Genomic DNA, 15,220 nt, shown 5'->3' with positions numbered 1-15,220 from the left:
CTCCGGGCACGCCCGGTCGTGTCGGCGGCCGCGGGTAGACTCGCCCAGTGAGTTGGAGCGCAGAGATCCCCTGGGATCCGGAGACAGAAGCGCCGCCCGACCCCTACGACGATCCGCCGTATCCAGAGGATCCCCCGGGGGAATTCGCTCCGCCTCGCGTCCGGCCTCCGGCCCGAGCGACTCCCGTGCAGTACGCGACCCCCGCCGAGGCGCTCCACACGGTCTTCGGCTACGACGCGTTCCGCGGCGACCAGGCGACCATCATCGACCATGTCGTTGCGGGCGGGGACGCGCTCGTCCTCATGCCGACCGGCGGCGGCAAGTCGCTCTGCTACCAGATCCCGGCCCTCGTTCGCGAGGGCACCGGCGTCGTCATTTCGCCGCTCATCGCCCTCATGCAAGACCAGGTGGATGCCCTCTCCGCCGTCGGCGTGCGCGCCTCGTTCCTCAATTCCACCCAGGATGCGGCTCAGCGGGCCGCCGTCGAGAGCGCGTTCGTCGCGGGAGAGCTCGACCTGCTCTATCTCGCCCCGGAGCGGCTCAAGGTGCCGGCCACGGCCGACCTTCTCGACCGCGGGGTGATCTCGCTCTTCGCGATCGACGAGGCGCACTGCGTGTCGCAGTGGGGCCACGACTTCCGCCCGGACTACCTGCAGCTCTCGGTGCTGCACGAGCGCTGGCCGACCGTGCCGCGCATCGCTCTCACGGCCACGGCGACCGAGCAGACTCACCTCGAGATCCAGAAACGGCTTCAGCTCTCCGACGCCAGGCACTTCGTGGCGAGCTTCGACCGACCCAACATCCAGTACCGCATCGCGGGCAAGAACGCGCCCCAGCAGCAGCTGCTCGAGCTCCTGCGCACCGAGCATCCGGGGGATGCCGGAATCGTCTACTGCCTGTCGCGCGCGTCGGTCGAGAAGACGGCCGAGTTCCTCGTGCAGAACGGCATCCCGGCCCTGCCGTACCACGCGGGTCTCGACACGCGCGTGCGCGCCGCCAACCAGTCCCGCTTCCTGCGCGAGGACGGTATCGTCATGGTCGCGACGATCGCGTTCGGCATGGGCATTGACAAGCCGGACGTGCGATTCGTCGCCCACCTCGACCTGCCCAAGTCGGTGGAGGGGTACTACCAGGAGACCGGCCGGGCCGGCCGTGACGGGTTGCCATCAACGGCCTGGCTCGCCTACGGGCTGCAGGATGTGGTGCAGCAGCGTCGCATGATCGACTCGTCGGAGGGGGATGCCGAGCACCGTCGCCGGTTGAGCGCCCACCTTGATGCGATGCTCGCCCTCTGCGAGACGATCGAGTGCCGCCGGGTGCAGCTTCTCGCCTACTTCGGCGAGACGTCGACGCCGTGCGGCAACTGCGACACCTGCCTCTCACCGCCGGAGGCGTGGGACGGGACGGTCCCAGCCCAGAAACTGCTCTCCACGGTGGTGCGGTTGAAGCGGGAACGCAACCAGCGGTTCGGCGCCGGCGCGATCATCGACATCCTCACCGGCAAGTCAACGCCGCGGGTCACGCAGCACGACCACGCCAGTCTGTCGACCTTCGGCATCGGTGCCGACCTGAGCGAACCGGAGTGGCGGGGAGTGGTGCGCCAGCTTCTCGCCCAGGGCCTCCTCGCCGTGAACAGCGACGGCTACGGCACTCTGCTCGTCACCGAGGCGAGCGCCGACGTGCTCGGTGGTCGGCGCGCCGTGATGCTTCGGCGGGAGCTCGAGCGACCGACGCGCGCGGCCAAGGCCAGGCGCACCGCGGTCGCCGACCTGCCGGCCGGAGCAGCTCCCGTGTTCGACCTCCTGCGCGCCTGGCGATCGGCAGAGGCCAAGGAGCAGGGGGTTCCGGCGTACGTGATCTTCCACGACGCCACCCTGCGCGAGATCGCGACGGGCAACCCGTCGACCATTGCCGAACTCGGCACCATGAGCGGCGTCGGCGAGAACAAGCTGGCAAGGTACGGCGACGCGATTCTGGCCGTTCTGGCGTCGGCCTGAGCCATCCCGCCCCGCCGCGCGCATCCATCCGCGCTTCGCTCTGGCGGTGGCTTCGAAGACGCAGGAGAATCGCGTCGACAGAGACTCAAATCGCGCATTTTCGACCGGACCAGCGCAAATCTCCTGCGATTTCGGTGAGACGACTCACAACTGGCGGACGCCTAGGCTCGGAGCATGCGAAGCTTCTACCCCGAGATCGAGCCGTACGAGACAGGGATGCTCGAGGTCGGCGACGGCCAGAACATCTACTGGGAGGCGTCAGGAAATCCGGATGGCAAGCCGGCGGTCTTCCTGCACGGCGGGCCAGGGGGCGAGAGCGGCCCGAATCATCGGCGGCTGTTCGACCCGTCGAAGTACCGCATCATCCTGCTCGACCAGCGAGGTTCCGGCCGGAGTCTCCCGCATGCGAGCGACGCCGACGCCGACCTCTCCACCAACACGACGTGGCATCTCGTGGCGGATCTCGAGCGACTCCGTAAGCACCTCGGCGTCAATCGCTGGCTCGTGCTCGGCGGGTCGTGGGGCAGCGCTCTCGCGCTCGCCTACGCGGAGACTCACCCGGACTCGGTGACGGAACTCGTGCTGCGGGGCATCTTCACGCTGCGGGCCAGCGAACTCGACTGGTTTTACGAAGGCGGCGCTGAACAGCTCTTTCCCGACCTGTGGGAGTCGTTTCTCGCCCCCGTTCCGCTCGATGAACGCGGTGGTCTGATCGAGGCATACAGCCGTTTGTTGAACAACCCGGACCCGGCGATTCACGGCCCGGCGGCCGTCGCGTGGTCGACCTGGGAGGCATCCACGATCACCCTCCTGCGTCGCCCTGAGGTGATCGAGATCTTCGCCGAGCCGCGCTACGCGATCGCGTTCGCCCGAATCGAGAACCACTATTTCGTCAACAAGGGCTGGTTCGCCGAGGGCCAGCTCATTCGCGATGCCGGCGTTCTTCGCGACATTCCCGCCGTCATCGTTCAGGGCCGTTACGACATCTGCACGCCCCCGGTGACGGCCTGGGATTTGCACCGCGCGTGGCCGGAGGCCGAGTTCGTGATGGTGCCGGATGCCGGCCACGCCTTCGACGAGCCCGGAATTCTCAGCGCCCTCGTCGAGGCAACCGACCGCTTTGCCGAGGGCTGAGAGCTCGCCCTGACCTGCATTTTCTTTGTTCTTTTGCGACACGCCGTGGTTGTGTAAATGGCGCCTCAAACATAGTCTTGCATTTCGCACGCCGTTTTCCCGTTCTGAAAGTTTCTGTTCCTTTGACAGTCAGAAACCTAGACAGGGAGCGGCGTGCGGCCGTTAAGGCGCTCCAAAAACACCCACGGTTACGTCAGGAGAGCCTCATTTTGGCGATAAAAGAAGACGCCGTGCTGTGTTTGTGACCGCCATTGTCACAACTCTCGCTTTGGTGTGCTCGACGCTTCTGGCGTTGAACCCCCAGCCCGTCCAGGCCGTTACACCGTGCGGCAACGGCTCGAACCCGATCGTCTGTGAGAACAGCAAACCGGGAACAGACCCCTCGGTCTGGGACATCGCCGGAGCCGGTGATCCATCGATCCAGGGCTTCTCCTCCGACGTCAGCGTCAATGTCGGGTCGTCGATCGACTTCAAGATCAACACGAGTGCCAAGGCGTACTCGATCGCGATCTACCGCACCGGCTATTACGGTGGGCTCGGTGCCCGCCAGATCGCCACGGTCACCCCATCGGCCACGCTGCCGCAGACCCAGCCCCAGTGCATCACGGATGCGACCACTGGGCTCTACGACTGCGGCACCTGGAAGGTGTCCGCGTCCTGGGCCGTGCCGAGCACCGCCGTCTCCGGCGTCTACTTCGCGCTTCTGCATCGCAACGACACCGGGGGCGAGAGCCACATCACCTTCGTGGTGCGCGACGTCTCCAGCCACTCCACCGTGCTGTTCCAGACCTCAGATCCCACCTGGCAGGCCTACAACACCTACGGGGGCTCCGACTTCTTACCAGGGCGGCGCCGTCGGCCGGGCGTACAAGATCAGCTACAACCGCCCCGTTACGACACGAGGAGACAACTCGGGCCGCGACTTCTACTTCGCCAACGAGTACCCCCTTGTGCGCTTCCTGGAGAAGAACGGCTACGACGTCAGCTACTTCAGTGGGGTGGACACCGACCGCTTCGGGGCCAATCTCACGAACCACAAGGTGTTCCTTTCCGTCGGCCACGACGAGTACTGGTCGACGGGCCAGCGCGCGAACATCGTGGCCGCCAGGGATGCCGGCGTGAACATGCAGTTTCTCTCCGGCAACGAGGCCTACTGGCACACCCGCTACGAGCCATCCGCCGACACAAGTGCGACTCCGTATCGCACCCTCGTCTCGTACAAGGAGACGTGGAGCAGCGCGAAGCTCGATCCGAGCCCGACCTGGACCGGCACCTGGCGCGACCCGCGGTTCGCCTCGCAGGCCAACGGCGCCGGCCTCCCCGAGAATGGACTCACCGGCACCGAATACATGTCGAACTTCAGCGACCTTCCCGTTACCGTCTCTGCGGCGGAAGGCAAGACGCGACTGTGGCGCAACACGAGTCTGGCTACCCTTGCGCCCGGGACCTCGCAGGCGCTCGCCGCTCACACGATCGGCTACGAGTCCGATGAGGATGTCGACAACGGATTCCGCCAGTCCGGCCTCATCCGGCTGTCGACGACGACCGGGGCGGTGCCGCAGTACCTCCAGGACTTCGGCAGCACCGTTGTGCCTGGCACGACGACTCATCACCTCACGCTGTACCGCGCGTCGAGCGGCGCGCTCGTCTTCTCCGCCCGGGTGCGGGAGCCGCGGCGCCGGGATCGGTTGTCGGCGCGGGCGTGGCGGTGGGATTCGCCGGGCCCGTCGACTGCCCGCTCGGTGTCGCCCGCGCGCTCGGTGTCGTTTGGGCGGAGGGTGTCACCGGAACAGAGTACAGCGACGTGAAAGTCAGGGTCACGATGACGATGACAATGACGGCGGCGGCGGCCAGCCCGCTGACGATCGCGCGGCGCGCGAACGTCGGCTTACCTCCCCCTGAACTCGTCATGCCAACCCCAGCGATCCGCCCGATTCCAGGTACTTCTCTCCGGTGACGGGGCAGACGAAGACTCCGTCTCCCTCGTCGCGCAGCGCCGCTCCGGCGCGGCCGATCCAGCCGATCCTCTTCGCCGGCACTCCGGCGACGAGCGCGTAGTCCTGGACGTCCTTGGTGACGACCGCGCCCGCGGCCACGAGCGACCAGCGTCCGATCGTGAGGGGGGCAACGCAGACTGCCCTCGCCCCGATGGATGCTCCGGTGCGGACGGTGACGCCGACGGCCTCCCAGTCGTCGTTGGACTTGCGGCTCCCATCGACGTTGATCGCGCGCGGGAAGACGTCGTTGGTGAACACGACACCCGGCCCGACGAACACTCCATTCTCGAGCAACGCAGGCTCGTAGACGAGCGCGTAATTCTGGATCTTGCAGTTACGTCCGATGATCACACCCGGCCCGATATACACGCCCCGGCCGACGACGGTGCCCGAGCCGATCTGCGCATACTCGCGCACCTGCGCGAGATGCCAGACGAGGCTCCCCTCGCCAATCCGGCAACGCGGGTCGATGTCCGCCGAGGCGGCGATCTGCGCCGGAACCTCCTCGGGCCGCGATGCGCCCCTCACCGTCTCCGCGCGTGCGTGGTCGATCATCAGTACGCCCCGACCGGCCGGGCGAAGACTCGAAGGGTGCGCCACAGGATGATGAGGTCGCCGGTGAGGGACCAGTTCTCCACGTAGTACAGGTCGAGGCGAACGCTCTCCTCCCAGCTCAGGTCTGAGCGACCGTTGACCTGCCACATGCCGGTCAGCCCCGGCTTGATGTAGAGGCGGCGGTAAACGTGCCGTTCGTAATCCTCCACCTCGGTCTGAAGCGGCGGCCGAGGACCGACGAGGCTCATCTCTCCCGTGAATACGTTCCAGAACTGGGGCAATTCGTCGAGGGAGAACCGGCGAAGGATCTGGCCGACCTTCGTCACGCGCGGATCGTTTTTGAGCTTGAACAGCGGCCCGGACCCCTCGTTCTTGTCGAGTAGCAGGGCGATATCCGCCTCGGCGGTCTGCACCATCGAGCGGAACTTGAGCATCTTGAACGTCTTGCCGTTGCGGCCGACCCGTTCCTGCCGGAAGAGCACAGGACCCTCGCTGTCCCGCCGAATGGCGATCGCGATGATCGCGAAGACGGGGAAGAGCATAAGCAGGGCGAGGCCCGACATCGTCACGTCGAACATCCGCTTGAGCAGGTGCTTTCCGCCCTCGAATTGCGGCAGCTCCACGTGCATGAGCGGCAGTCCTTCGACGGGGCGGAAGTGGATGCGCGGGCCGGCCACGTTGGTGAGGCTGGAGGCGACGACGAGTTCGGCGCCGGTGCCCTCGAGTTCCCACCCCAGGTCACGGATGAAGTGGCCTCGACCGGCGGGTTCGCCGGCGACGATGACGGCATCCGCGCCGATGTTGCGCACCGCGGCCCCGACGCTCTCGAGGTCGGAGACCACGGGGACCGGGTGCCTGGCGAATTGCATCGGTAGCTGCTCGTTCGACGGGAGGGCCACCCCGACGACGTTGTACGCGGCGCCGGACTTCTTGTCGATCTGCCGCACGACATAGCTGACGTCGGATGTCTCGCCCACGACGATCGCGCGCGAGAGATAGTGGCCCTCGCCACGGTTGTGGTTGAGCCAGCGTCGCCAGAGCCAGCGCTCGAGCAGGAGGCCGCCGAGACCGGCCGGGAGAGCCACGATGAAGAAGCCGCGGGCGATCGGCACCTGGAACACGAGGAAGCCGATCGCGAGCAGCCCGAACGTGAGCGAGCTCGCGTTGACGACGCTCTTGTATTCGGCGAATCCCACACCGATGACGCTGGCGTCTCGCGAGTGGTAGGCCGCGAGCATCACCATCCAGGCACCGGCGATGACGGCGGCGAGCGCAGCGTATTCGGCCGAGATGCCGAATCCGCCGGCGGGACCGGCGGCCAGGGCGAATCGCGCGACCAGCGAACTCGCGACCGCGACGATGATCACGACGGTGTCGGAGACGAGGAGTTTCCTGCGGAACCGCCGCGCCCAGGACACCCCGGTCCCTGCGAGAACTGCCGGCGGCGATTTCGACGCGTCGGCGTGTCGGTACCGTTCTCGATACGCCGACTGGGTAATGTCACGAGCGGGAAGGGCGTTGCCGAGCTCGCTCATGACTCACGCACAGTTGACGCCTTGAGGCGAGCAGATGGGCGCAATCCAGCACGATGAGGGCGCGGAAAACGGCTTGAATGGGTCGTCAATGTTCGGGTCATTGAATCATTCCTGTAGTTCGGGTATACAGGGAAAACGGATGACCACTGTTCACGCGAGATGTCTCTCACGACGCTCCGACGGGGTAGGTCAGAACGAACGATCAGTGATCACTCGATTTGACCTAGAGTAGCGCTTCTCTCGCCAATGTGACGGCCCCCATTTTGGGGCTCACGCGCCCCCTCGACACCCCCGCTTCGCACCCACAAAAACGGCTCGAATCATAGCCAACACGGCGCCTCCGATGCACCGAATATGCGGCTCGGGGCATGACCGGCTCCGTATGGTGGAGCGAGCAACGTACACGGGAGGCGTGAGTGCTGAAACGACTGTCGAGGATCTTTCTCGCGCCGCTGGCCCGGCTGCTCTTCCGGCCGCGAATCGTCGGGCGGTCTAGTGTGCCGATCACCGGCCCGGTGATCCTCGCGAGCAACCACCTGTCGTTCATCGACAGCGTGGTGATCACGCTCGTGGCCCCGCGATCGGTGTCCTTCCTCGCGAAGGCGAGCTACTTCACGGGCACGGGCCTGCGCGGCTGGCTTTCCCGCGCTTTCTTCACCGGAGTCGGCGCAATACCGGTCGAGCGAGGCGCCGGATCCGCCGCCCAGCTCGCGCTCGACAGCGGACTCGAGGTGCTGAACCGCGGCGAGGCCTTCTCGATCTACCCAGAGGGCACGCGATCCCTCGATGGCCGCCTGTACAAGGGGCGAACCGGTGTGGCGTGGCTCGCCCTCACCTCCGGCGCTCTCGTGGTGCCGGTCGCTCTCACCGGTACGCAGAACCTGCAGCCGGTCGGGTCGAAGCTTCCCCGGTTCGCCCGCGTGACCGTGGAGTTCGGGGCTCCGGTCGAGGTGAGTCGCCACGGTTCGGCCGAATCCGGTCGCGCCAGGCGCGCGGCGACGGACGAGATCATGGGCGCCATCCAGGCGATGAGCGGTCAGCCCCTGGCCGGCGCGTACAACGAGCCGCCACCGGCGAACGTCACCGAGCGGATGAGGCGGTTCTTCCGCCGGGAACGCACCTAGTCTCTCCATCGCGACGATTCGTCTGGTTCCCACAAAGCCCCGACGCATCTGCCGCCCCGACTTGGTGCAAGACGTACCGTGACATTGTCGAAGCCCGCCGACGCTCGTAGCGTTGAAGTGACCCGCTATTCCCGCGCGAATGGACTCACAATGACGCAGTTGACCGACCGCCCAGCGACGGCGAACACCTCGACGCCGACCGGCACCACCCAGGGCGTGGACGTCGTCGCCCTTGGCGAGTTGCTGCTCGGCAGGTGGGCCGATGCCCGGCGCCACTCGCGGGAGCTCGCGTCGCGGCCCGAGTTCCGGCGAGTCGAGGGCCTCTCCATGGCCGACCACCGCGCGCGGGTGTTCGGCCAGCTCGGCCTGCTCGTCGACGACGGCTCCGTGCACCGAGCCTTTCCCCGCTCGGTCGGAGGCTCGGAGGATCATGGCGGCAACATCGCCGGATTCGAAGAGCTGGTGATCGCGGACCCGTCTCTCCAGATCAAGTCGGGAGTGCAGTGGGGGCTCTTCGGCGCGGCGGTGATGCATCTCGGCACGGAGTATCACCACAGCGAGTTCCTGCCGGGCATCATGAGCCTCGAGACACCCGGCGTCTTCGCCATGACGGAGACCGGACACGGGTCGGATGTCGCGAGCATCGGCACGACGGCGACCTACGACGTCGAGGCCCAGGAGTTCGTCATCCACACGCCGTTCCGCGCCGCGTGGAAGGACTACCTCGGCGGCGCGGCCCTCCATGGTCGGGCCGCGGTCGTCTTCGCCCAGCTGATCACCCTCGGCGTGAACCACGGTGTGCACGCCTTCTTCGTGCCGATCCGCGATGCCAGCGGCGCCTTCCTGCCCGGAATCGGGGGCGAGGACGACGGCCTCAAGGGCGGCCTGAATGGGATCGACAACGGGCGCCTGCACTTCTCGGGTGTACGCGTGCCGCGCGTCAACCTGCTGAACCGCTACGGCAACGTCTCGGGGGACGGCGGATACAGCTCCTCCATCGACAGCCCGGGTCGGCGTTTCTTCACCATGATCGGCACACTCGTGCAGGGCAGGGTCTCCCTCGACGGCGCCGCGGTCGTCGCGAGCAAGCTCGCTCTCACCATCGCGATCACGTACGGCTCCGAGCGTCGGCAGTTCACCGGATCGAGCACTGTCGAGGAGGAGGTCATCATCGACTACCAGCGCCACCAGCGCCGGCTCCTTCCCCGTCTCGCCACGACGTACGCCATGTCCTTCGCCCACGAGAAACTGCTCGCCAAGTTCGACGGTGTCTTCTCCGGACTACACGATTCGGATGCCGACCGTCAGGACCTCGAGACCCTCGCCGCGGCGCTCAAACCGCTCAGCACCTGGAATGCGCTCGACATCCTTCAGGAATCCCGCGAGGCCTGTGGGGGAGCGGGCTTCCTCGCCGAGAACCGGCTCACGAGCCTTCGTGCCGACCTCGACGTGTACGTGACGTTCGAGGGAGACAACAACGTCTTGCTCCAACTGGTCGCGAAGCGACTGCTCACCGACTACAGCCGCAAGTTCGCCGGCGCGAATGCGGGCGCCCTCGCCCAGTACGTGGCGGACCAGGTCGGTGAGGCGGCGATCAACCGCTCAGGCCTGCGTCGACTCGGGCAGGCCGTGGCCGACTTCGGATCGACCGCACGCTCGGTCGGCTACGTCCGCGACAGCGACGCGCAGCGGCAGCTGCTCACCGACCGCGTGCAGACGATGGTCGCGGAGGTCGCCGGCCGGCTGAAGGGGGCGTCGAAGCTCGGAACAAGGGAGGCGGCCGAACTCTTCAACCGCAACCAGAACGAGCTCATCGAGGCGGCGCGGGCGCACGCGGAACTGCTGCAGTGGGAGGCGTTCACCGAGGCCCTCGAGTCGGTGCAGGATGCGGGCACGCGCAAGGTGCTCACCTGGTTGCGTGACCTGTTCGGGCTCGGGTTGATCGAGAAAAAGGCCGCGTGGTATCTCATCCACGGCCGGCTGTCGTCGCAGCGCGCGCTCGCGATCACGTCGTACATCGACGAGCGGCTGTTGCCTCGACTGCGCGCCAACGCCCTCGACCTGGTCGCGGCCTTCGAGTTCACGCCAGAGCATCTTCTCGCTCCGATCGCGCTCGGGGCAGAGCGCGCCAGGCAGGACGAGGCCCGTGCGTACTACGACGAGCTCCGCGCGAGCGGCGTCAAGCCGATCGACGAGAAGACGCTCAGGGTGCGCAAGCCCGCCCTGTAGCCAGTTGCCGGAACACCGGAACGCCGGAACGCCGGAACGCCGGAGCGCCGGAGCGCCGGCGCTGTCCACGACGGCATTCACCACCTGGCTGCGGGCCGCCTCCGGCAGGTTGCGATCGGTCAGGCGCGCGTCGAGGGCCGTGCCGGCGCTGGTGAAGAGGATGGTGCCGAGGATGGCGATGCCGAGCGCCGCCGACCGTTGGGCGGACGGCAAGCGGCCGACGGGCATCGACTCGTTTACTCGGGGGTGCCCGCTGCCTCCTGCGAAGCGATCTCGGCGCGCACTTTGTTCATGTCGAGCCCCTTCACGGCCGTGATTACCTGCTCGAGCGCGGGAGCCGGAAGGGCGCCGGGCTGCGAGAACACGAGGATCCCGTCGCGGAATGCCATGAGCGTGGGGATCGAGGTGATCCCGGCCGCCCCGGCCAGCTGCTGCTCGGCCTCGGTGTCGACCTTGCCGAAGGTGACGTCCGAGTGCTGCTCGCTCGCCGCGTCGTAGATCGGTCCGAACATCTTGCACGGGCCGCACCAGTCGGCCCAGAAGTCGATGAGGGTGATGCCCTCGCTCGCGACGGTCTTCTCGAACGCGTCGTAGGTCAGTTCAACGGTAGCCATGGGGCCCCTTCCGATCGAAGATCTTTGCTGTCACTGTATAGAGCAACGCGGCGGCCGAAAATAATCCCCGGCCTCTTCCTGGTCAGGCAGCCGGCCGGGGCGCATCATCCGTCACGGCGACGACCTCGGTGATTTCGAGGGCCTCGGCGACCGGGATCGCGGCGGCGACGGCCGCGTCGACGAGCGACTGGTCGCCCTCGATGCGGGGATCCAGCCAGTCCGCCCACAGCTCGCGCGGGAGCGGCACCGGGTTGCGGTCGTGGATGTAGTCGAGGGTGTGCACGGAGTCCGCAGTGAGCATCGTCACGGTGAGGGTCCAGGGGTTGGGATCGCTGTCGCCGAGCGTGTGGTCCTTCCACCACGAGTACAGCCCGGCGAACGCCATCACCTCGCCCTCGCCAGGATGGATGTAGAACGGGGTCTTCTTGTTGGTCACCGGATCGGTCTGCCACTCGTAGTACCCCGACGCCGGGATGAGGGCCCGCTTGGACTTGACCGCCGCCGCGAACGACGACTTCTCCGCCGCGCTCTCGCTCCTCGCGTTGAACGTGGGCACCTTCATCTTGAGCGTCTTGGACCAGGACGGTGTGAGCGACCAGCGCGCGAGCTCGAGCCTGCGCACCGGCTCACCGCCGCCCGTGCTCGACTCGATCACGGCGAGGATCGGATCGGTCGGTCGGATGTTCCACCCCGGACGCCAGTCCCGAAAGTCGCCGCCGACTGCCACGAATTCCTCGATCAGGTCGTCCGTGGACTTGTCCATCGAAAAGCGTCCGCACATGGCCCCATTGTTGCCGCAGCAACCGACAACCACCAGCAATCCGGCGGGCAGAGACCCGGCAGCCGGGCCGGAGTCGTTCTAGGCTGGCTAGTCGTGTCACACTCCCCATCCGCTCTCTCCGAGCCCGCCATCGTGTCCGCTCTCCGAGCGGCGGGCTGCGTCTTCGCCGAGGACGAGGCTCGGCTGCTCCTGGCAGCCGAGGCGTCCCCCGCAGAACTCGAAGGCATGGTTGCGCGCCGGGTCGCCGGGTTTCCCCTCGAGCACATCCTCGGCTGGGCGGAATTCTGCGGGCTGCGGATCGCCGTCGGCCCCGGGGTGTTCGTTCCCCGGCGCCGCACCGAGTTCCTCGTACAGCAGGCCGCCGCGCTCGCCCCTCCCGGCGCCGTGGCACTCGACCTGTGCTGCGGCAGTGGCGCGCTCGGCGCCGCGCTGATGGCTGCCGTCGACGGGCTCGACCTGTACGCGGCCGACATCGAGCCCGCTGCAGTGGCGTACGCGCGCCGCAACCTGGATCCGGGCCGCGTGTTCGAGGGCGACCTCTTCGACCCGCTGCCCGCCTCGCTCGCCGGTCGAATCGACATCCTGCTCTGCAACACGCCGTACGTGCCGACCGACAAGATCGAGACGATGCCGCCGGAGGCCCGCCTGCACGAGCCTCGGGTGACGCTCGACGGGGGACCGGATGGCCTGGCCGTGCAGCGGAGGGTGGCCGCCTTGGCGCCGCGCTGGCTGGCACCGGGCGGCCACCTGCTCGTGGAGGCGAGTGAGAGCCAGGCGCCGCTCACCGCCGAGATCTTCGGGAGTGCCGGGCTGATCCCGCGGATCGCCAGCTCAGAGGAGCTCGACGCCACGGTCGTCATCGGCACCCGGCCGTCGCCGTAGCGGGGTCCGCCTGAACAGCACCTTCATGGCGGTGAACGGGCGCCCGTTGGCGAGGGCGATCAGCGCATCGAGGGCTGCCCAGGAGGTGCGTCCGTTCGAGAACTGCACCAGCCCCCGCAACGGAAGCTCATCGGTGGTGCGCACGATCATCGCCATGGTTACCGGGTCCTGCCTGGTCTCCTCGGGGAACGTGGTCGTTCGCCGGATGACGGCTCGCAGCATCCGTCCGACGACGGTCACCGAGAGGTCCCCGACGGTTGTCTCCCTGGTGAACGGCCTCGTTGGCACGGGCGCCGGGATGGCGCGGTCGAGCCGGCGCTCGAAGTCCTCATCGCTGGCAGCGATGGGCCGCGTGGCCGCCGGCTCCGCGGAATCCGAACAATCCCCGTGCACGATGACGGTCAGCGCGGTGACCACCGTCTCGCTCGATCGCGCGACTTCGAGTTCGAAGGCACCACTGGGCGTGCGCCAGTCCTGCACACGAACGTCCCAGAAGGCGAAGGATCGCGCGTCGATCTCGATTTCGACGACACGATGTTCGCCGGGCTCAAGGTGCACCCGCGCGAAGCCCACCAGTTCGCGACGCGGCCGCAGGACGGTCGCCGTCAGGTCCCGCGAGTAGACCTGCACCACATCGCTCGTGCCTCGCTCACCCACATTCTCGACCGTCACCGACACGACGACGCCCTCGCCTGACGGGACGTCGGCGCGGTCCACCGCCGCGCCGGACCAGTTCGTGGCACCGTAGCCGAGTCCGTGGCCGAACGGGAACAGGGGAGTCACGCCGGCGGTTGTCGCATGCCGGTAGCCGACGAAGAGTCCCTCCCGGTACTGAACCTGGTGCGTGCCGCCCGGGAAGAATGGGTCGGCCGCGACATCCTCCCGAGACGTCGGGAAGGTTTCGGCGAGACGACCGGCCGGCTCGACGACGCCGAGCAGGGCGTCGACCGCGGCGCCGCCGCTCGCCTGGCCGCCCAGATAGCACTCGAGAATCGCCGACACGCCGGCATGCCACGGCATGAGCACTGGCGCTCCGTTGCTCAGCACCACGACCGTTCGCGCGTTCGCCGCTGCGACCGCCGCGACGAGGTCGTCGTGCTGTTGGGGCAGGGACAGCGTGGTGCGATCGAAGCCCTCGCTCTCCTGGATGTCCGGAAGGCCCACCATCACGATCGCCACGTCCGCCGAGGCGGCGAGGGCGACCGCGTGTTCGATCAGCGCCGCGTCCGGCTCCGATCGATCGGGATCGTACCCGGGCGCGTAGCCGACGTCGATGCCCGCCGCGGTGAAGGCGTCGAGCATGGTGGTGACGCGAGTGGGGGTGACGAGCGAGCTGCCGCCACCCTGGTACCGGGGCTGCGCGGCGAAAGCTCCGATCACCGCGATGCTCTGGCGGCGGTCCAGCGGAAGCGCTCCGTCGTTGGCGAGAACCACGGCGCTCGCGGCCGCGGCATACCTCGACAGGGCATCGTGGGCATCCACGAGGTCGGCGAGAACCCCGTCCTGCCCGGGAAGCGCGTTCGCGAGTGCCCCGATCCGTCCCGCGCTGGTGCCGATCGCCTCGGCCGTGAGAGCCCCGGCGGACACGGCCGCCAGGAGCTCGGCCCGGCGGTCGAGTCGCCCCGGCATCTCCAGGTCCATGCCCGCGCCGATGCCCGCGACTCGATCCGCCTCGGCGCCCCAGTCGCTGACGACAACACCGTCGAAGCCCCACTCGTCGCGCAGGATGCCGGTGAGGAGTTCGCGGTCGTCGGCACAGTGCACGCCGTTCACCCGGTTGTAGGCCGCCATCACCATTCGCGGACGGGATTCACGCACGGCAATCTCGAACCCGCGAAGGTACAGCTCGCGTCGAGTTCGTTCGTCCACAATGGCGTCGATCACGAAACGACGGTGCTCCTGGTTGTTGACCGCCAAGTGCTTGAGGCACGCCCCCACCCCGGTGCCCTGGATGCCGATCACGGCCGCCGCAGCGAGGCGACCGGAGAGCAGCGGATCCTCGGAGTAGTACTCGAAATTGCGGCCACAGAGCGGGTGCCGCTTGATGTTCAACCCCGGCCCGAGCACGATTCCGACGCCGAGCGCCCGGGCCTCATGTCCGACGGCCTCGCCCACCTGTCGCACGAGGTCCGGATCCCAGCTGCTCGCGAGGGTCACCGCCGGCGGAAAACACGTCGATGGCACACTTCCATTGAGCCCCAGGTGGTCGGCATCGTCGGCCTGCACCCGTAACCCGTGGGGACCGTCCGCCAGGCGGATTGCGGGGATGCCGGGGAGCGCTCGCGTGCGCCAGAAGTCCGCGCCGGACAGCAGGGACATCTGCTGCTCCAGCGTCAGTGCCGCGTGTTCAGCCGCCGTCGTGCTCATGTGGT

10 protein-coding genes and 1 pseudogene are annotated in these 15,220 nt (G+C 67.6%); 6 read left to right on the top strand and 5 right to left on the bottom strand.

From position 1 onward, the window contains the following. Positions 1-47 precede the first annotated feature (47 nt). The 3 genes and pseudogenes from recQ to VIM54_RS05740 all read left to right on the top strand — a co-directional run. Positions 48-1,997 (top strand): DNA helicase RecQ, encoded by a 1,950-nt coding sequence (gene recQ / locus VIM54_RS05750; protein WP_331899811.1) that lies wholly within the window; start codon positions 48-50, stop codon positions 1,995-1,997. A 174-nt stretch (positions 1,998-2,171) separates the two neighbouring features. Further along, a complete protein-coding gene (pip, locus tag VIM54_RS05745) occupies positions 2,172-3,131 on the top strand; it encodes a prolyl aminopeptidase (protein ID WP_331899810.1) in 960 nt (319 codons plus the stop codon). 235 nt (positions 3,132-3,366) lie between these two features. Continuing rightward, positions 3,367-4,789, top strand: a pseudogene (locus VIM54_RS05740) (N,N-dimethylformamidase beta subunit family domain-containing protein); the annotation flags it as partial. A gap of 249 nt (positions 4,790-5,038) precedes the next feature. Here the strand turns inward: VIM54_RS05740 and VIM54_RS05735 are convergent. Together VIM54_RS05735 and VIM54_RS05730 are read right to left on the bottom strand one after the other, a co-directional pair. Next, positions 5,039-5,683, bottom strand: a complete 645-nt coding sequence (locus VIM54_RS05735) for an acyltransferase (RefSeq protein ID WP_331899809.1) — start codon at positions 5,681-5,683, stop codon at positions 5,039-5,041. Next, positions 5,683-7,218 carry a sugar transferase gene (locus VIM54_RS05730; protein ID WP_331899808.1) on the bottom strand — a complete coding sequence of 512 codons (1,536 nt, stop codon included), beginning with the start codon at positions 7,216-7,218 and terminating at the stop codon, positions 5,683-5,685. Before VIM54_RS05730 ends, VIM54_RS05735 begins: the two co-directional genes overlap by 1 nt. A gap of 416 nt (positions 7,219-7,634) precedes the next feature. On the opposite strand from VIM54_RS05730, the gene VIM54_RS05725 reads away from it, so the two are divergent. Together VIM54_RS05725 and VIM54_RS05720 are read left to right on the top strand one after the other, a co-directional pair. Next, on the top strand, positions 7,635-8,342 hold the full coding sequence (locus tag VIM54_RS05725; protein WP_331899807.1) for a lysophospholipid acyltransferase family protein: 708 nt from the start codon (positions 7,635-7,637) through the stop codon (positions 8,340-8,342). A gap of 150 nt (positions 8,343-8,492) precedes the next feature. Further along, on the top strand, positions 8,493-10,571 hold the full coding sequence (locus VIM54_RS05720) for an acyl-CoA dehydrogenase (RefSeq protein WP_331899806.1): 2,079 nt from the start codon (positions 8,493-8,495) through the stop codon (positions 10,569-10,571). Positions 10,572-10,807: 236 nt separating this feature from the next. Here VIM54_RS05720 and trxA read toward each other — a convergent pair whose 3' ends face one another. Beyond that, a complete protein-coding gene (trxA, locus tag VIM54_RS05715) occupies positions 10,808-11,185 on the bottom strand; it encodes a thioredoxin (protein ID WP_331899805.1) in 378 nt (125 codons plus the stop codon). Between the two features lie 82 nt (positions 11,186-11,267). After that, positions 11,268-11,966, bottom strand: coding sequence for an SOS response-associated peptidase (locus VIM54_RS05710; protein WP_331899804.1), 699 nt, complete (start codon positions 11,964-11,966; stop codon positions 11,268-11,270). Between the two features lie 93 nt (positions 11,967-12,059). Here VIM54_RS05710 and VIM54_RS05705 point away from each other — a divergent pair, with 93 nt between their 5' ends. Beyond that, on the top strand, positions 12,060-12,848 hold the full coding sequence (locus tag VIM54_RS05705) for a putative protein N(5)-glutamine methyltransferase (protein ID WP_331899803.1): 789 nt from the start codon (positions 12,060-12,062) through the stop codon (positions 12,846-12,848). On the opposite strand, the gene VIM54_RS05700 is transcribed toward VIM54_RS05705, so the two are convergent. Then, positions 12,798-15,215 (bottom strand): glycoside hydrolase family 3 C-terminal domain-containing protein, encoded by a 2,418-nt coding sequence (locus tag VIM54_RS05700; protein ID WP_331899802.1) that lies wholly within the window; start codon positions 15,213-15,215, stop codon positions 12,798-12,800. The two genes, VIM54_RS05705 and VIM54_RS05700, sit on opposite strands and share 51 nt — an antisense overlap. Positions 15,216-15,220: the final 5 nt, after the last annotated feature.

This window comes from Lacisediminihabitans sp., from assembly GCF_036569425.1.
Taxonomy (GTDB): Bacteria; Actinomycetota; Actinomycetes; order Actinomycetales; family Microbacteriaceae; genus Lacisediminihabitans.
The sequence above is the reverse complement of the archived record's forward strand: the minus strand, read 5'-3'. Positions and strand labels throughout refer to the sequence as shown.